Origin of the sequence: Janthinobacterium sp. 75 (genome assembly GCF_004365495.1) — a bacterium.
GTDB lineage: Bacteria > Pseudomonadota > Gammaproteobacteria > Burkholderiales > Burkholderiaceae_D > Janthinobacterium.
Genome location: NZ_SORD01000001.1, coordinates 4918810 through 4935071, shown reverse-complemented (window position 1 = coordinate 4935071; position 16262 = coordinate 4918810). Strand labels below are relative to the sequence as shown.

Annotated in this window: 15 protein-coding genes; 8 read left to right on the top strand and 7 right to left on the bottom strand. The window is 62.6% G+C overall.

The window, feature by feature from the left end; genetic code table 11:
- Positions 1-104: 104 nt before the first annotated feature.
- Complete coding sequence (locus C8C89_RS22460; protein ID WP_133992639.1) at positions 105-1016, bottom strand: DMT family transporter; 912 nt, start codon at positions 1014-1016, stop codon at positions 105-107.
- 132 nt (positions 1017-1148) lie between these two features.
- On the opposite strand from C8C89_RS22460, the gene C8C89_RS22455 reads away from it, so the two are divergent.
- The 3 genes from C8C89_RS22455 to C8C89_RS22445 all read left to right on the top strand — a co-directional run bounded on the left by C8C89_RS22455 (position 1149) and on the right by C8C89_RS22445 (position 5023).
- Positions 1149-2567: a PLP-dependent aminotransferase family protein gene (locus tag C8C89_RS22455; RefSeq protein ID WP_243858183.1), complete on the top strand. Its 1419-nt coding sequence runs from the start codon at positions 1149-1151 to the stop codon at positions 2565-2567.
- A 98-nt stretch (positions 2568-2665) separates the two neighbouring features.
- Positions 2666-4585, top strand: a complete 1920-nt coding sequence (gene htpG, locus C8C89_RS22450; protein WP_101480485.1) for a molecular chaperone HtpG — start codon at positions 2666-2668, stop codon at positions 4583-4585.
- Between the two features lie 72 nt (positions 4586-4657).
- Positions 4658-5023, top strand: coding sequence for a hypothetical protein (locus tag C8C89_RS22445; protein ID WP_133992637.1), 366 nt, complete (start codon positions 4658-4660; stop codon positions 5021-5023).
- Here C8C89_RS22445 and C8C89_RS22440 read toward each other — a convergent pair.
- The gene (locus C8C89_RS22440) at positions 4994-5731 is read right to left on the bottom strand and encodes an alpha/beta fold hydrolase (protein ID WP_133992635.1); all 738 of its coding nucleotides are present in this window, start codon (positions 5729-5731) and stop codon (positions 4994-4996) included. The genes C8C89_RS22445 and C8C89_RS22440 overlap by 30 nt on opposite strands.
- A gap of 134 nt (positions 5732-5865) precedes the next feature.
- On the opposite strand from C8C89_RS22440, the gene C8C89_RS22435 reads away from it, so the two are divergent.
- Positions 5866-6903, top strand: a complete 1038-nt coding sequence (locus C8C89_RS22435; RefSeq protein ID WP_101480488.1) for a hypothetical protein — start codon at positions 5866-5868, stop codon at positions 6901-6903.
- A gap of 2 nt (positions 6904-6905) precedes the next feature.
- On the opposite strand, the gene C8C89_RS22430 is transcribed toward C8C89_RS22435, so the two are convergent.
- The 5 genes from C8C89_RS22430 to kynU all read right to left on the bottom strand — a co-directional run bounded on the left by C8C89_RS22430 (position 6906) and on the right by kynU (position 12786).
- Complete coding sequence (locus tag C8C89_RS22430) at positions 6906-7931, bottom strand: hypothetical protein (RefSeq protein ID WP_133992633.1); 1026 nt, start codon at positions 7929-7931, stop codon at positions 6906-6908.
- Between the two features lie 2 nt (positions 7932-7933).
- Positions 7934-9988 (bottom strand): hypothetical protein, encoded by a 2055-nt coding sequence (locus C8C89_RS22425; RefSeq protein WP_133992631.1) that lies wholly within the window; start codon positions 9986-9988, stop codon positions 7934-7936.
- A 96-nt stretch (positions 9989-10084) separates the two neighbouring features.
- Positions 10085-10630, bottom strand: a complete 546-nt coding sequence (locus tag C8C89_RS22420; protein ID WP_133992629.1) for an alpha/beta hydrolase — start codon at positions 10628-10630, stop codon at positions 10085-10087.
- Between the two features lie 9 nt (positions 10631-10639).
- On the bottom strand, positions 10640-11527 hold the full coding sequence (gene kynA, locus C8C89_RS22415) for a tryptophan 2,3-dioxygenase (RefSeq protein WP_133992627.1): 888 nt from the start codon (positions 11525-11527) through the stop codon (positions 10640-10642).
- Positions 11528-11535: 8 nt separating this feature from the next.
- Positions 11536-12786 carry a kynureninase gene (gene kynU / locus C8C89_RS22410; RefSeq protein ID WP_133992625.1) on the bottom strand — a complete coding sequence of 417 codons (1251 nt, stop codon included), beginning with the start codon at positions 12784-12786 and terminating at the stop codon, positions 11536-11538.
- 604 nt (positions 12787-13390) lie between these two features.
- Between kynU and flhD the strand changes: the two genes are divergently transcribed.
- The 4 genes from flhD (at position 13391) to motA (ending at position 16255) form a co-directional block, all read left to right on the top strand.
- On the top strand, positions 13391-13708 hold the full coding sequence (flhD, locus tag C8C89_RS22405) for a flagellar transcriptional regulator FlhD (protein ID WP_034758381.1): 318 nt from the start codon (positions 13391-13393) through the stop codon (positions 13706-13708).
- 39 nt (positions 13709-13747) lie between these two features.
- A complete protein-coding gene (gene flhC / locus C8C89_RS22400; protein ID WP_101480493.1) occupies positions 13748-14302 on the top strand; it encodes a flagellar transcriptional regulator FlhC in 555 nt (184 codons plus the stop codon).
- 65 nt (positions 14303-14367) lie between these two features.
- Positions 14368-15174, top strand: a complete 807-nt coding sequence (locus C8C89_RS22395; protein WP_243858180.1) for a class I SAM-dependent methyltransferase — start codon at positions 14368-14370, stop codon at positions 15172-15174.
- A 220-nt stretch (positions 15175-15394) separates the two neighbouring features.
- Positions 15395-16255, top strand: a complete 861-nt coding sequence (motA, locus tag C8C89_RS22390) for a flagellar motor stator protein MotA (RefSeq protein WP_077401985.1) — start codon at positions 15395-15397, stop codon at positions 16253-16255.
- The last annotated feature ends 7 nt before the right edge of the window (positions 16256-16262 follow it).

The window sequence follows — 16262 nt, the reverse complement described above, 5'->3', positions numbered from 1 at the left end:
CGGCGCCGGATAGGCGTCGCCATGGTGCTGCAGTATTGTACGGCTTGCACGCCGCTCTGCCCATCTGCACGCGCAAGGGCGTTGCAAACGGGCGTCAGGCCAGCCTATTTCAGCTTGCGTCCGATGGCCACCACGGCGATCACGGCACCGGCAAACAGCAGGCTTTCGCCCGTCAATGGCTCGTTCAGCAGCACGGCCGCGCCCACCAGCGTGAGGAAGGGCTGTAGCAGCTGCGTCTGTCCCACGCGGGCCACGCCGCCCAGCGCCATGCCCCGGTACCAGAAAAAGAAGCCGATAAACATGGAAAATACGGAGATATAGGCAAAGCCCAGCCAGGCCGCGCCGCTGGCCTGCGCCATCAGCGCGCGCTGCGGCCAGGCGTTCCACAGCACCACGGGCAAGACAAAAGGCACGGCCAGCAGCAGCGCCCAGGAAATTACATGCTGGCCCGGCATGGCTTGCGCCAGGCGCCCCCCTTCGGCATAGCCGAGTGCAGCCAGCAGCACGGCGGCAAAGATCAGGCAGTCGGCCAGGTGGAAGCTGCCGCCACCCTGGCGCAGTGCGAACGCCACCACCAGCGCCGTGCCGAGCAGGGCCATTAGCCAGAAGCCCGGGGAAGGGCGTTCCTTGCCGCGCAGCACGGCAAACACGGCGGTGGCCAGCGGCAAAATGCCCACCAGCACGGCACCGTGCGAGGCGGGCAGGCTGCGCATGGCGATCGACGTCAGCCAGGGGAAGCCCAGCACGCAGCCCAGCGACACGAGCGCCAGCGGCATCCATTGTTCGCGGCGGGGCAAGGGTGCGCGTTGCTGCCATAGCCACAGGCCGGCCAGGCAGGCAGCCACCAGGGCGCGCCCCAGGGCGACAAAGGTGGGGTCGAGTTCGGCCACCGCCATGCGCGTAAAGGGCAGGGTCAGGCTGAAGAGGATGACGGCGATGAGGCCCAGCAACAGGCCTTTGCGGTCGGCGTCGAGGCGCAGGGGGTGGCTTGGGGAGGTGGTGGCGTGCGATGGCATGGCTGTCCTGGTACGGTGGCATGGGTCTATGGGCAGGGTGGATAAATCCGCCCCGTACTGTTATCCTAGGGCTCAATTGCAATACAGTGCAAATACACTTCCACGCATAATTTCACATACTGTAATGGTCAAATGAGTCATACACTTCCTTTGCTGTCGCGCGCCTCGGGCGAAACGCTGATCGACCAGATCGTGCGTTCACTGGCGGCACGCATCGACGACAAGCTGCTGCGCGGCGGCGCGCGCATGCCATCGATCCGCCAGTGCGCCGCCAAGCTGAACGTGTCGTGCGCCACGGTGGTGGCCAGCTACGACAAGCTGGTGGCGCGCGGCTACCTCGAATCACGGCGCGGCGCCGGCTTTTTCGTGCGCGAGCGCTCGCCATTGAACGCGCCGGCGCCACAGGCTGGCGCGCAGGATGCGGCCGCGCAGACTATGGACGTGGTCTGGCTGATCCGAAACATGTTCCGCCAGACGCCGGTCATCCCCGCGCCCGGCTCCGGCATGCTGCCCGCCGAGTGGCTGGACGGCGACCTGGTGGCGCGCGCCTTGCGCGACGTTAGCCGCCAGCCCGGCAACTTGCTGCTGGGGTATGGCGCGCCGCAGGGTTTTCTGCCGCTGCGCCAGCAGTTGCAACTGAAACTGGCGGGGCTGGAAATCGCCTGTCCGCCCGAGCAGATCGTCACCACGGTGGGCGTGATGCAGGCGCTGGACCTGGTGGCGCGCGAGTTTGTCCGTCCTGGCGAAACCATTTTCGTCGACGATCCTGCGTATTGGCTGATGTTCGGCGCCTTTGCCGCCATGGGCATGAACGTCATCGGTATTCCTCGCCTGAGTGACGGGCCCGATATCGCCGTGCTGGCCGAACTGGCGGCCTTGCATCGCCCCAAGCTGTATGTGATCAATTCGGTGCTGCACAACCCCAGCTCGACGTCGCTGTCGGCAGCCAAGGCTTTCCAGGTGCTGCGCCTGGCCGAACAGCACGATTTCCTGCTCGTCGAGGATGATATCTATTGCGACATGCACCCGGGCGGCGCGGTACAGCCGGCCACGCGCCTGGCTGCACTGGACCAGCTGCGCCGCGTGATCTATCTGGGCGGCTTCTCCAAGAGCCTGGCGGCGAACCTGCGGGTAGGCTTCATCGCCACGTCGCCGGAGCGGGCGCAGCGCCTGGCCGACCGCAAGATGCTGGCTACCCTGACCACCAGCGACATCGGCGAACGCGTGGTGTATAAAATCCTCTCGCAGGGCCTGTACCGCAAGCATGCGGAGCGTCTGCGCGCGCGGCTCGACAATGTGCGCGAGAGAACTTACCGCAAGGTCGAGCAGGCGGGCTTGCGTTTCGAGCCGGCGCCGGCTGGCATGTTCGTGTGGGCGGACGCGGGCTGCGACACGAATGTGCTGGCTGAAAAGGCGCTGGCCGAGGGGCTGGTACTGGCGCCGGGCAGCCTGTTTTCGCCGCGCCAGCTGCCGTCCACCCGCATGCGCCTGAACCTGGCCACGGTGCAGGACGAGCGCATATGGGCATTTTTCGCCCGCGCACTGGGATAAACAGGACATTGCAGGACATTCGGCCGGGGCTCTTGAAATCGCTTGTACCATCCCCAACTCCGTAGAATCCGTCCCATCCACAAGACTATGAGGTAAAAATGGCTGTCTCCGAAAAGCAAACCCTGGGTTTTCAGACCGAAGTGAAGCAAATGCTGCACCTGATGATCCATTCCCTGTACTCGAACAAGGAAATCTTCCTGCGCGAATTGATTTCGAACGCTTCCGACGCGGCCGACAAATTGCGCTTCGAAGCGATCGATAACGATGCCCTGTATGGCAACGATCACGAATTGAAGATCAAGGTCAGCTTCGACAAGGATGCGCGCACCATCACCATTTCCGATAATGGCATTGGCATGACCCGTGACGAGGCGATCTCGCACCTGGGCACCATCGCCAAGTCGGGCACCAAGGAATTCTTCGGCAAGTTGTCGGGCGACCAGCAGCAGGACGCGGCCCTGATCGGCCAGTTCGGTGTGGGCTTCTATTCGGGCTTCATCGTGGCCGACAAGATCACCGTCGAAACGCGCCGCGCCGGCGCACAAGCTGCTGAAGGCGTGCGCTGGGAGTCGGCTGGCGAAGGCGACTACAGCATCGAGAACATCGACAAGCCGTCGCGCGGCACGGACATCATCCTGCACCTGCGCGAAGGCGAGGACGAATTGCTGTCGAGCTGGAAGATCAAGTCCATCATCCGCAAATACTCGGACCATATCTCGCTGCCGATCGTGATGCAGAAGGAAGAGTGGGACGAGGAGAAAAAAGAAACCGTCCTGAAGGACGAATTCGAAACCGTCAACCAGGCCAGCGCCCTGTGGGCCCGCAACAAGGCCGACATCACGCCGGAACAGTACGACGAATTTTACAAGCACGTGTCGCACGACTTCCAGTCGCCGCTGACGCACACGCATAACCGCGTGGAAGGCCGTAGCGAATACACGCAGCTGCTGTACATCCCGGCCAAGGCGCCGTTCGACATGTGGGACCGCAACAAGCGCGGCGGCATCAAGCTGTACGTCAAGCGCGTCTTCATCATGGACGATGCCGAGCAGCTGATGCCGACCTATTTGCGCTTCGTGCGCGGGGTGATCGATTCGGCCGACCTGCCGCTGAACGTGTCGCGTGAAATCTTGCAGGAATCGCGCGATGTGAAAGTCATCCGCGAAGGCTCGACCAAGCGCGTGCTGGGCATGCTGGAAGAATTGGCGAACGCGGACGAGCAGGACAAGAAGGACAAGTACGCCGCTTTCTGGAAGGAATTCGGCCAGGTGCTGAAAGAAGGCATCGGCGAAGACGCGGCCAATAAGGAACGCCTGGCCAAGCTGCTGCGCTTTGCCTCGACCGCCAATGACAGCGACGCGCAAATCACCGCGTTTGCCGACTACGTGGCGCGCATGAAGGAAGGCCAGGACAAGATTTATTACGTCACGGCTGACAATTACGCCGCCGCCAAGAACAGCCCGCACCTGGAAATCTTCCGCAAGAAAGGCGTCGAAGTGCTGCTGCTGACGGATCGCGTCGATGAATGGATGCTGTCCTTCCTGCAGGATTTCGAAGGCAAGGAACTGGTCTCCGTCGCAAAAGGTGGCCTGGACCTGGGCGCGCTGGAAGACGAAGCGGAAAAGAAAGAGCACGAAGAAACGGAAACCTCGTACGCCGACCTGGTGGGCAAAATGAAGACCGTGCTGGCCGACAAGGCCAAGGACGTGCGCGTGACGTTCCGCCTGACCGATTCGCCAGCCTGCCTGGTGGCCGATGAAAACGAATTGTCGGGCAACCTGCTGCGCATGCTGAAGGCGGCGGGCCAGAGCGCGCCGGAATCGAAGCCGATTCTGGAGATCAACCCGAACCACCCGCTGGTAACGCGTCTGAAGTACGAAGACGCGCAAGGCGGCAAATTCGGCGACTGGGCCAACATCCTGTTCGACCAGGCCATGCTGGCAGAAGGCGGCTCGCTGGCCGATCCTGCCAGTTTCGTCAAGCGCCTGAACGAATTGCTGCTCAATACGGCGAAGTAATCGCTTTGCTGTCGACGTAATCAAGCCGGCCCTTTCTTCGTGAAAGGGCCGGCTTTTTCTTTTGGGAGCCTCATGAAAATCCGCTTGATGGCGGGCCTGGGCGCGCACGCGCTGGGCTGCCTGCTGTTTATTGTATTGAGCTGGCTGGGATTTTACCTGTACACGCAGCTGTTCGGCAGCCTCGGTTCGCGCGGCGTGTCCGGTGGCCTGGCCTTGCTGCTGGTGTTCTATGTGTATGCGGCGACGAATCTGCTGCTGGCGCTGCTGCCGCCCGGCAGGGTGAAACCGCTGCTGTGCGGCTTGCTGGGTGCGGCGGTGTTCGGGTATCTGCTGCCCCAGCATCCGTTGCGCGCCATCTATTTCAGCGTGCTGTCGGGCGCCTTGAGCTGGCTGGCCGTGCTGGCCAGTTCACGTTTGGTTGGGCGCCTGCGGGGCTGACAGACCCGTGAGAAAGGCGGCGACCGCGCCGGCGGCCGCTTCCGGCGCCGCTTGCAGCAGCATGTGCGGCGCGGCGATATCGACCAGCTGCGCGCCCGCTGCCTGCCGCAGTATCTGCAGGGCGTTTGCCGGCGGCACCAGGCGGTCATGGCGGGCGCGCAGATACAGCACGGGCAGGCTGCCGCGCGCGAAGCTGGGAGAGGCATCTGTTTCCAGCACGGCGCGCAGGCGCTGGCGCAGCACGCTGGGCGGCACCTGCGCCAGCGCCGCTGCCAGTTCCTCCTGCAGTGGCGGCGTGGCGTAGGGCGCCAGCAGCGCCTGGCGCAGGGCGAAGCCGGGCAGGGCGCCAAAGGGGACGAGGTCCAGCAGGTGGCGCAGTGGCGCCAGCATCGGGCGCGGATTGCGCACGAAGGAACAGCACAGGATCAGGGCGCGCATGCCGGGCGGCGGATCGGCGCGCAAAGCTGCCCCCAGCGGTCCCGAAAACGATTCGGCCAGCAGTACGAAAGGGCGGTCGCACGGCAAGCGTTCGCGCACGAACGCTTCCAGTGCCGCATAGTCCAGCGGTGCTGCCGGATAAGCGATGGCCAGGGTGTCGATGGCGGCGAGCGCGCGCAAGGCAGCATCAAAATGGTGAAAAAGTCGGGCCGTACCATCCATGCCGGGCAGGAGGACAAGCAGTGTCGAGGCGGGGGGAGAGATCGTCATTGCGGCCATCATAACAGCCGCACCGGCACACCCGCCGTCCGCCAGCCGCACCGCATGGGGGCTGGCGCCATGCTAGAATCAGCGGCGCGTCATGCGTGGCCGTCACAGCGGCCAAATTCCCGACAGACAGAATCATGCATATCATCTTTTCGAATTACCGCACCCTGGGCTGCGCCTTGCTGGCAGCGGCCTGCGTCCTTTCCCAGCCCGCCCGCGCCACGGCGGCACCCTCGGCGCCTGCCGGGAAAAGCCTGTCTTCCCTGGCGGCCGGCGGTCCCTTGCCGCGCCTGAGCGACGATGCGCAGGTGCGTGCGGCCCTGTTCGATTTCTTCGGCTATGCGCGCGGCAGCTACACGGAAGACGATGAACTGCTGCTGGCGCAGGCGCTTGAAGCGATCAGCGAAAAGCGCGACGCCACGCGCACCGTGCTGGCCGATGGCCGCCAGTTGCTGGCGTCGATGAATGACCGCAAGCAGGGCCGCGAACGGGGCGCCATGCTGCTCGACAAGCGTGGCGCCATCATCGCCTTTGGCCTGGTCAACGGGCATTGCCGCCTTGAGGGCCAGCCGCTGGCGAAAGTCTGCAATCCCGACCCGAATGCAGTGCTGACGGTGTTCCACCGCAAGGGCATGCTGGTCGGCGAAGCGGCGCCCTTGCTGGCCTGGTCCCGGCAATTGCCGCCCATGCTGGCGCTGATCGCGGGCGACAAGGAAGCGGGCGCCGATGGGCAGAAGATCTCCAGCGTCGAATATGTGCTGGCGCAGCCGGCCTTGCCGGGCTGGAACCGCGCCCAGCTGCCGCCCGCGTATCCGCCGGCGCTCTTGCCGCTGCTGCTTGATAAATCCACAGTGCTGACCTCGGCCGGCGCGGGCATATTTGCCTATCCGCTCACGCTCAAGGGCAAGAAACAGGACAATGTGCTGGATCATGCCGAAGGCCGCCCGCCGCGCGACCTGGAAGTGGCGCTGCGCAGCTACGCCAGTTTCGATGCGGTGGTGGAACGCTACCGCCAGCTGGCCAAGGGCGCCCGGCTCCAGCGCAACGAACGCACTGCTTACCTCGATGGCGACATGGGGCAGGGCAGCTACCGCGTCTACATTCGCAACACGGGTGCGGACGGCGTGATGATCGACGTGGCGCTGTGGCAGCGCAAGCTGGCGGCCAGCCGCTAGCATCAATAGAAGCGCGCCTTGTCGTAGCCCAGTTGTGCCAGTTGCGCGGCGATGGCGTCATCGCGTGTTTTCCTGCCGGTGCGCAGATGCGCATGCGTCAGGGACGCGGGCAAGCCATGCGCCAGCAGCGCGTCGATGTCGAGCATGGTCTCGGATGCCGACAGCTGGCGCAAGGTGGGCAGGGTGGCGAGGCCGGGCAGGCTGTCGAGCGTCTTGCAGGTGTGCAGGTCCAGGCGTTCGAGCATGGGATTGGGGCCCAGTACGATCTGCCGCAGCTTGATCTGGTCTTCTACCCATAGCGCCTGCAGCAGGGGAAAACGGCCGATATCGCCCAGCGTTTCCAGGCCGCGCACACGTATCACTTCCAGTGTCTTCAACAGCGGCGCATCGATGTGCGCGAGCGATTCGCGGCCACCCAGCTGCAACAGCAGCCTGTCCAGGCGGGCCATCTCCGAGATGAAATCCAGCGGCACCTTGTTCTTGATGCGGTACAGCGACAGCTCATGCAGCGCCGGCAGGCCGGCGAGGGTGTCGATATGCTGGTGGTGGCCCTCGATGACCAGGCTGGCCAGATGCGCATAGTGGCGCAGGGGGGCCAGATCGATATTGTTCCTGGCCGCCTCGCCCAGGTTCAGGTATTCGAGGCCGCGTAAATTTTCCAGCTGCAGTATGTCGGCTTGCGCCAGCTCGTACACGCCCAGGCTCAGGCGCTTCAGGTGGCGCAGCTCGCCCAACGCTTCCAGATGGATGGCTTGCCGGTGGCAATCGATGGACAGGCTGGCCACATGCGGCAGCGCGCGCAGGATGCGGGCATCGAACACCCTCGGGTCGTAACCGTAGATACGGATGGTCAGCGCCGTGCCGCAAGTAGCGGCCAGGGCGTCGAGGTCGGCCAGCAGCGGCTCCGGCTCGCCCAGGGCATTGAACTGCACCAGCACGTTCTGGTCGTTCGCGATGGCGGCGCGGATCGCCCCGGCGTCGATGCGCTCGGGGTTCTGGATGCACTGCGGCTGTCTTGCTTGCGTCATTGTCACAGTCCGATGGGGTAGTCCACCTGCCTGGCGGGCGGGCAGCCTTCCGGCCCCGGGAACGTCTGCTTGCCCGTGTCATCGAAGCGCTTGCCGCAATCGACGAGCACGCGTTTGCGGAAAGTGAAAATACTGGCCACCTTGCCGTTCGGGTGGTAGCAGATATTGTCGCCATCGCGGTCGGCCGAGCCGTAGCTGATCATGCTCTGGCCATTCACCGTGCGTGTGCTGTGGCCGCTGCGCGGTTCCGTGCATTTGAGCTGGCCGCTTTCGTAATACGCGTTGACGACGGAAGTGTCGGCGGCGCGGTCGACCAGCAGTTCGTCCTTGCGCTTGCCGTTCGGGTAGTTCGAATAGCCTTCCTGGCGCTGGCCGTACTGGAAGGCGTAGTAATACTGCGGCTTGCCGTCCGGGTAGTACATGTGATGGTATTCGCATACGTCGTCGCGCGTGCTGCCGTACTCTTTGAAAGTGCAGCGGTGGATGTCGTTGAGCAGCTGGCCGTCTTCGTAGTATTCGCGCAGGTGCGTGAGGAGTCTGCCCTGGTCGATGACGGCCAGGCGCTCCGGCTTGCCGTTCGGGTAGTAGCGCGCGTCCAGGCCCTGCTTCTTGCCGTTGTCCCACAGCGTATCGAGGCGCAGGATCTTGCCGCTGTCGTCGAACGCCTGTTCGCGGCCATCGAGCTGGCCATTGCGGTAGGTGGCCGTGTAGATCACGTATTCCTTGCCGGCAGGACCCAGATAGCGCGTGCGCGCGCCTTCCAGCACCCCCGCCTGGTAATGGTCGCGCTGACGCAGCGCGCCTTGCGCATCCGTGTCGACTGCCTCGCCCTGTTTTTTGCCTTTCACGAAAGTGACGCTTTGCGTGACCTTGTCCTTGAGCTTGAGTTTCCACGGCCCGTCGCGCAAGCCTTCGATAAAGCTGCCGTCGCCGTCTTCCGTGATCCACGCTCCATGGCGCGTGCCGTTGACGTAGTTGCCGCGCGTTTGCAGCTTGCCTCCCATGCTGCGCTCGTGCGGCCCATTCAGCTGGCCGCCCGCGTAGGTGTCGAAGCCCGTCACTTCCTCTTCAGCGGCATAGTTGACGATCGTCCAGCGGCCTTCGCGCTTGCCGGCCCGGTACATGCCGCTCTCGCTCTGTTTGGGATAATTGAAGTGCCACAGGCCTTCCTGCAGGCCGTTGACGAAATGTCCCTTTTCGCTTCCTTCGTGCATGCCTTCGCGTACCCACAGGCCCTGGCGCTTGCCTTTCACGTATTGACCCCGTTCGACCACCGAGCCATCGTCCCAGGCCAGGCTGTAAATGACGGACGGGCCGTCTGCGCTGCCAGTGAATTGCTTTGGCATCGTCTCCCACGTCACTTGCCACAGGCGGTAGTTGGGCAGGATGCCCGCGCCCGCGTCGCTGTACAGGGTGTAGCTGGCGGTGAGATAGCGGTCGCCTTTTTTCTGGAAGGTTTTCTTGTAGGTGATGGCGTCCTTGCCACCGCTCGCCACGGGCTTGCCGTCATCGCTGTAGTAGCCGACGATAGTGCCTTGCGTATGGTCGATGGCGTCGAAGTCCGCATTGCCGCTCTTGCCGCGCGGGACGCTGTAGTCCATCGGCGCCAGTTTCGCCAGTGCGGCCTTGACCTGTCCCGCGTTGGGAGCGCTGCTTTGCGCCACGATACGGTTCAGTGCCGGCTGCAAGCCGTCCAGGCGCCGGTATTTGCCGGAGCTGCGATGGTAGCGGTAGGCGCGTAAGCCATTTTTGTCGCCCTGGCGGAACAGCACCAGCATGGTTTGCACGCTGTCGTCCGTTTCCTTGTCCAGTGAGGCGTAGAAGACGGAACGGATGACGGCATTGCCGAACTGGTCGAGCAAAATGGGTTTCGCGCTGCTGCTCTTGCACTCGCAGTAATAGCCGTTGACGCTTTCTTTTTCCTTGAGAAAGGCGACATCCAGGCCGCTGTCTTGCGAAGCGCTGATGGCGGGATGGGCGAGGCTCTTGCCTTCGTAGAAGGGCGCGCCGTGGGCGAGGGCGGAGCAAAGCAGCAAGGGCAGAAGCAGACGTTTCATCGTGAGGCTGGCGCCAGAGCGCCGCAATGGAAAGGCCACGATTCTGCCTGTGTTCTTACTTGCGGGCAAATACTGGTCTATCGTGCGCGCCCCGATTCAGGGCTGGTGCGCGGCGCAAAAATCCAGCAGCATATGCTCGCCTTCCGGCCACGGGCCGTAGCCTGCATCGCCATTGACATGGCCGGCGTCGCCGATCATGGTGAGATCGCTGCCCCAGGCGGCGGCAAACGCGCGTGCCCGCGCAAAGCTGACATAGGGATCATCACCGCTGGCCACCACCAGGCTGGGAAACGGCAAGGCTTGCAGCGGCATGGGCGCAAAGCCCGTCGTGCCGGCGGGATAGGATGGCGCCTCTACATCGCTGGGGGCGACGAGGAAGGCGCCGGCGATCCTGTGCGGCGAGCCGCTGGCCGCCCAATGGGCCACCAGCGCGCAGGCCAGGCTGTGCGCGGCCAGCACGGGCGGGCGCTCGCAGGCGGCGATGGCGCTGTCGAGCTCCGCCACCCATTCGTCCTTGTCCGGCGTCTGCCATTCCCGGTGCGGCACGCGCGACCATTGCGGGTGGCGCGCTTCCCAATGGGTTTGCCAGTGCTGCGGCCCGGAATTCCACAGGCCGGCCAGGGTCAGGACGAGAGGCGACATCGATGCTCCTTAAAGTTCGGTGCGTAGGGCGAAAAGCTCCGGGAACAATACCACGTCGAGCATCTTGCGCAAATAGCTCACGCCCGCCGTGCCGCCGGTACCTGTCTTGAAGCCGATGATGCGTTCCACCGTCGTCACATGGCGGAAGCGCCAGAAGCGGAAGGCCGTTTCCAGATCCACCAGCTTTTCTGCTAGCTCGTACAGGGCCCAGTGTTTCGACGGGTCGCGGTAGACTTCCAGCCAGGCCGCTTTTACCGAGGCGTCGGTGGTGGTTGGCAGGGTCCAGTCGGCGTTCAGGCGCTCGGGCGCGATGGGCAGGCCGCTGCGCGCCAGCAGCTTGATGGCTTCATCGTAGACGGATGGCGAGCGCAGGGCGGCATCGAGCACTTTGTAGGTGTCGGGTGCCGTCGTATGTACATTCAGCAGGGCGGCGTTCTTGTTCCCCAGGATGAATTCGATTTCGCGGTACTGGAAGGACTGGAAGCCGGACGAGGCGCCCAGGTAGGGACGGATGGCTGTGTATTCGGGTGGCGTCATGGTGGCCAGTACGTCCCAGGCATGCACCAGCTGGTCCATGATGCGCGCCACGCGGGCCAGCATTTTAAAAGCGGGCGCCAGGTCGCCGCTTTGCAGGTTGGCGCGCACGGCGTGCATTTCGTGCAGCATCAGCTTCATCCACAGTTCGCTCGTCTGGTGCTGCACGATGAACAGCATTTCGTTGTGGTTCGGCGACAGCGGATGCTGGGCCGTCAGGATGCGGTCCAGTGCCAGGTAGTTACCGTAGCTCATCGATTCGCTGAAATCCATCTGCGCGCCATGCCACTGCGCATCCTGGGCGCCCGCATGCATGGGGCAGCCGCTGGTGTTTTCCTTGTTCATATTCTTGTCGTCGCTCATGGGATGCTTCAGGTGACGGCATCGCGCTTGGCGGCGATGTCATAGGCTTGGGTGTCGAGGATGTCGCGCAGGATTTCCACGGCATCCCACACGTCGGCAAAGCTCGTGTACAGGGGTGTGAAACCGAAGCGCATGATGGCCGGCTCGCGGTAGTCGCCGATCACGCCGCGCGCGATCAGCGCCTGCATCACGGCATAGCCGTGCGGATGCGTGAAGCTGACCTGGCTGCCGCGCCGCGCATGCTCGCGCGGCGTGACGAGGCCCAGCGGATGGCTGGCGCAGCGCTGTTCCACCAGGGCGATGAACAGGTCCGTCAGAGCCAGCGACTTGCGCCGGATGGCTTCCATGCTCGTCTGCGCAAAGATCTCCAGGCCGCATTCGACCAGGGCCAGCGAGACGATGGGCTGCGTGCCGCACAGGGCGCGGGCGATGCCGTCGGCGGGCGCAAAGCCCGGATCCATGGCGAACGGCGTAGCGTGGCCCCACCAGCCGGACAGCGGCTGGCGGAAGCGCGCCTGGTGTTTTTCGGGTACCCAGATGAAGGCGGGCGAGCCTGGGCCGCCGTTCAGGTATTTATAGGTGCAGCCAACGGCCAGGTCGGCGCCGGCGCCGTTCAGGTCCAGCGGCACGGCGCCGGCCGAATGGGCCAGGTCCCACAGCGCCAGCGCGCCTTGCGCGTGGCAATGGCTGCTGATGGCTGCCATGTCGTGCTGGTAGCCGGTACGGTAGTTGACGTGCGTGAGCATGGCGACGGCACAATCGGCGGCTATGGCCTGCGCCAGCTCCTCGGGGCTGTCGACCAGGCGCAGCTGGTAGCCGCGATCGAGCCAGTCGGCAAGACCTTGCGCCATGTACAGGTCGGTGGGGAAGTTGCTGCGTTCGCTGACGATGATTCTGCGCGCGGCATGCGCGGGATCGCTGGCCTGCATCTGCAGGGCGGCGGCCAGGGCCTTGAACAGGTTGACGGAGGTGGTGTCGGTGATCGCCACTTCACCCGTGCCGGCGCCCAGCAGGGGGGCCAGGCGGTCGCCCAGGCGCTTGGGCAAATCGAACCAACCGGCGGTATTCCAGCTGCGGATCAGGTCGGTGCCCCATTCGGCCGTGATGACGTGCTGGGCGCGGGCAAGGGCCGCTTTCGGCCGCGCACCCAGGGAATTGCCATCGAGGTAAATCACGCCTTGCGGCAAGTCGAATTGCTGGCGCAGGGGCGCCAGGGGATCGTCGAGATCGCGCGCGCTGCAGTCGTGTCGAGAAATCATGGTGGCTTTCATGTTGATACTTGTCTCAATGACATGATATTGCTTGAGGCTTAAAGTATTGTGCGGAAGCAGGCAGTGTAGCAAATCCCCGCCAAAATGCGGAATTTTCGCCCCGGATGGGGTGCGGAAATTATCTCTTTGCCGGGCGTCAACGAAATAAATCACCTTTTTTTTAAAATATTTTCAAATCACCCTAAAGTTTAGCCAGACGCCGCCGTCAACGATTACATGAACGGCGTCAAGCCGCCAAAAAGAATGCGGGTTTTTAAATATTTTTCAAAAAAACCCTAAAGTTCCTGTCAAGGCAGCCGTTATCTAGGTAAGCAGACTTGACTTTGGTCAAGTTGTTGTAAAAAAGTGATATTTTTTACAGGCCTGAAACTGGGTAAATCCCACACAGCGGCCACCTCCCACATCCGCGCCGTTACGGGCGTGCGACCATGATCGAGTAGTGTTTGTCAGACAAACACCTACGGTCCTGCCCGTCATTTCCCGACCAAAAATACAGTGCTTCGCCTCTGTTGCATTTGATGTTGCTCCTGCAGAATGTATCTCACTGGCAACATACAACGCCAGCTGAATTCAACGGATTGAGGAGATGGAAATGACTGCTAACGACATGATGGCTGAGATTCGCGACGCTAACCTGAGCTACCTGATGCTGGCCCAGCAAATGATTCGTGCGGACAAGGTAACGGCCATCTTCCGTTTGGGCATCGCCGCTGAAATCGCCGAATTGATCGAAGGCATGAGCAACGCGCAGATCCTGAAGCTCGCTGGCGGCAACATGATGCTGGCCCGCTTCCGCTTCGACGACAGCGCCATCCTGGGTATGTTGACGAACTACAATAAAGACCGCTCGCTGGCCCAGTCGCATGCCGCTATCCTGATGGCCGGCCAGGGCGTCGAAGAAATCGCCTAAGTTTTTAAATTAGTACTCGTCAGTCCCGGAGCAGTCAGCATGGCCAAGAAAAGTGTCGTATCGGAAGCGCAAGAAATCCAGCTGGCCATCGAGTTAATACAGCTGGGCGCACGCCTGCAACTGCTGGAGACGGAAGTCTCGCTGTCGCGCGAACGCCTGCTGAACCTGTACAAGGAATTGAAAGGCGTCTCGCCGCCCAAGGGTATGCTGCCCTTTTCCACCGACTGGTTCCTCACCTGGCAGCCGAATATCCATTCCTCGCTGTTCATTAATATCCATAAATTCCTTGTCGACCACGCTGGCGCCACCGGTATCGAAGCCGTGATGAAGGCGTATAAACTGTATCTGGAGCAGATGCCGCCCGAAGCCGGTGAAGAGCCGCTGCTCTCGCTGACGCGGGCCTGGACACTGGTGCGCTTTTTCAGCAGCAAAATGCTGGACATGGCACCCTGCGGCAAGTGTGGCGGCAAGTTTGTCGTCAACTGCCTCGACCTGAATTCCGATTATGTCTGCGGCCTGTGCCACATGCCTTCGCGTGCCGGCAAGACCAAGAAGGCGCGCGATGAAGCGGCCGCTGTTGCCCACCGAGCATAAGCACCTGAGATTGCTCCGCATCGTACCAGCCGGAGCCGGTCGCCAGACCGGACTCCGGCTTTTTCATGCTGCTTTCGCTTACACTGGCGTTTTCCTCCGACGACTGTCCCATGCTGCAACAAATCCTGCGTGCGCCCGCGCTCAAGGCCATCCTGATCCAGGTGCTGGCTTTTCCTTTGATGTTGCTATTGGTCTATTGCTTGGCGCGCGCAGGGGTGGTCATGTCATTGCCAGTCGTGGCCTTGCTGCAAGGTGTGCTGGCGGCCCTCATTACCTGGCGCGCTGGCCTGGCGCGCTGGTGGTGTGCCATCGGCCTGCTGTTTGCGCCCGCGCTGCTGGCGGCCAGCCTGCTTCACTGGCCCCCGGCCGTGTTCCTGGCGGCCTTTGTTTTCCTGTTGAGCCTGTATTGGTCCACGTTTCGTACCCAAGTGCCGTTCTATCCGTCAGGGCCGCGCGTGTGGCATGCGGTCGCCGAGTTGATCGCGGACCGTCCCGGCGTGCGTCTGGTTGATATAGGTAGCGGCCTGGGCGGCCTGGTGCTGGACCTCGCGCGACGCCGTCCCGATGGGCAGTTTTCCGGCATCGAGCTGGCGCCGCTGCCGTGGCTGGCAAGCCGCCTGCGCGCGCGGCTGTCGGGGAGTCGCGCGCGCTTCCTGCGCGGCGACTACGAAGCGCTCGATTTCAGCCGCTACGATGCGGTCTTTGCCTACTTGTCGCCGGCGGCGATGGCGGCCCTGTGGGGCAAGGCGGAAAGGGAAATGTTGCCCGGTAGCATGCTTCTTAGTTACGAATTTCAGATTGCGGCACGCGAACCCGATAAGACCATCGCCGCCACAGAGGGTGGCCCTTTGCTTTACATATGGTGCTTTTAAGCAATTGTCTGCGTTATTTGCTTGCCCGGAGGGCAATCTCACGTTATTGTAGTTCCACACGGCATTTTCTCGGAATTGCGTTGAAAAGCAGGGCATTTCAATTAACTTCCGGTTACTTTTTTTTGCCGCTGTCTTCGTCGGCGGCGCAGCCGCCAGAGGGCAGGAACAGGTTTGAACATGCCGGGCACACAGCCCCGGCCATTATTGGGAGTCAGGGCACTTGTTAGTCATAATCGGATACATCATCGTCTGCGCCTCGGTCTTTGGCGGCTTTGCGCTGGCTGGCGGCCATCTGGCGGCGCTGTTCCAGCCGCTGGAGTTGCTGATGATCGGCGGCGCCGCCCTGGGCGCCTTCCTTGTTGGTAACAATAACAAGGCGATCAAGGCGACGATCGCCGCCTTGCCCAGCCTGTTCAAAGGCTCGCGCTATACCAAAGAGCTGTACATGGAACTGATGTCGCTGCTGTTCGAAGTGCTCAGCAAGGTGCGCAAGGAAGGCTTGATGTCGATCGAAGGCGATATCGACAAGCCCGAAGAAAGTCCTTTGTTTTCCAAGTATCCGGCCGTGCTGGCCGATCACCACATCGTCGAATTCATGACCGATTACCTGCGCCTGATGGTATCGGGCAATATGGATGCCTTCCAGATCGAAAACTTGATGGACAACGAAATCGAGACGCACCATCACGAAGGCGCTGTGCCAGCCCACGTGATTGCCAAGGTGGGCGATGGCTTGCCCGCTTTCGGTATCGTCGCCGCCGTCATGGGCGTGGTGCACACGATGGAATCGGTGGGCATACCCCCAGCCGAGCTTGGCATGCTGATCGCGCACGCGCTGGTCGGCACCTTCCTCGGCATCTTGCTGGCCTATGGTTTCGTGGGCCCACTGGCCAGCCTGCTGGAGCAGAAGCTGGAAGAGTCGAGCAAGATGTTTCAGTGCGTGAAAGTAACCCTGCTGGCCAGCCTGAACGGTTATGCGCCGGCGCTGGCCGTGGAGTTCGGCCGCAAGGTCCTGTTCTCGACCGAGCGCCCGACGTTCAACGAGCTGGAAGACCACATCAAGAAATCGAAAACGAAGTAAGCAGTGA

What these genes read in the sequence shown, in the direction of transcription:
- C8C89_RS22460 (WP_133992639.1), bottom strand. Translation starts at nt 1,016, where the DNA reads ATGCCATCGCACGCCACCACCTCCCCAAGCCACCCCCTGCGCCTCGAC.
- C8C89_RS22455 (WP_243858183.1), top strand. Translation starts at nt 1,149, where the DNA reads ATGAGTCATACACTTCCTTTGCTGTCGCGCGCCTCGGGCGAAACGCTG.
- htpG (WP_101480485.1), top strand. Translation starts at nt 2,666, where the DNA reads ATGGCTGTCTCCGAAAAGCAAACCCTGGGTTTTCAGACCGAAGTGAAG.
- C8C89_RS22445 (WP_133992637.1), top strand. Translation starts at nt 4,658, where the DNA reads ATGAAAATCCGCTTGATGGCGGGCCTGGGCGCGCACGCGCTGGGCTGC.
- C8C89_RS22440 (WP_133992635.1), bottom strand. Translation starts at nt 5,731, where the DNA reads ATGACGATCTCTCCCCCCGCCTCGACACTGCTTGTCCTCCTGCCCGGC.
- C8C89_RS22435 (WP_101480488.1), top strand. Translation starts at nt 5,866, where the DNA reads ATGCATATCATCTTTTCGAATTACCGCACCCTGGGCTGCGCCTTGCTG.
- C8C89_RS22430 (WP_133992633.1), bottom strand. Translation starts at nt 7,931, where the DNA reads ATGACGCAAGCAAGACAGCCGCAGTGCATCCAGAACCCCGAGCGCATC.
- C8C89_RS22425 (WP_133992631.1), bottom strand. Translation starts at nt 9,988, where the DNA reads ATGAAACGTCTGCTTCTGCCCTTGCTGCTTTGCTCCGCCCTCGCCCAC.
- C8C89_RS22420 (WP_133992629.1), bottom strand. Translation starts at nt 10,630, where the DNA reads ATGTCGCCTCTCGTCCTGACCCTGGCCGGCCTGTGGAATTCCGGGCCG.
- kynA (WP_133992627.1), bottom strand. Translation starts at nt 11,527, where the DNA reads ATGAGCGACGACAAGAATATGAACAAGGAAAACACCAGCGGCTGCCCC.
- kynU (WP_133992625.1), bottom strand. Translation starts at nt 12,786, where the DNA reads ATGATTTCTCGACACGACTGCAGCGCGCGCGATCTCGACGATCCCCTG.
- flhD (WP_034758381.1), top strand. Translation starts at nt 13,391, where the DNA reads ATGACTGCTAACGACATGATGGCTGAGATTCGCGACGCTAACCTGAGC.
- flhC (WP_101480493.1), top strand. Translation starts at nt 13,748, where the DNA reads ATGGCCAAGAAAAGTGTCGTATCGGAAGCGCAAGAAATCCAGCTGGCC.
- C8C89_RS22395 (WP_243858180.1), top strand. Translation starts at nt 14,368, where the DNA reads ATGCTGCTTTCGCTTACACTGGCGTTTTCCTCCGACGACTGTCCCATG.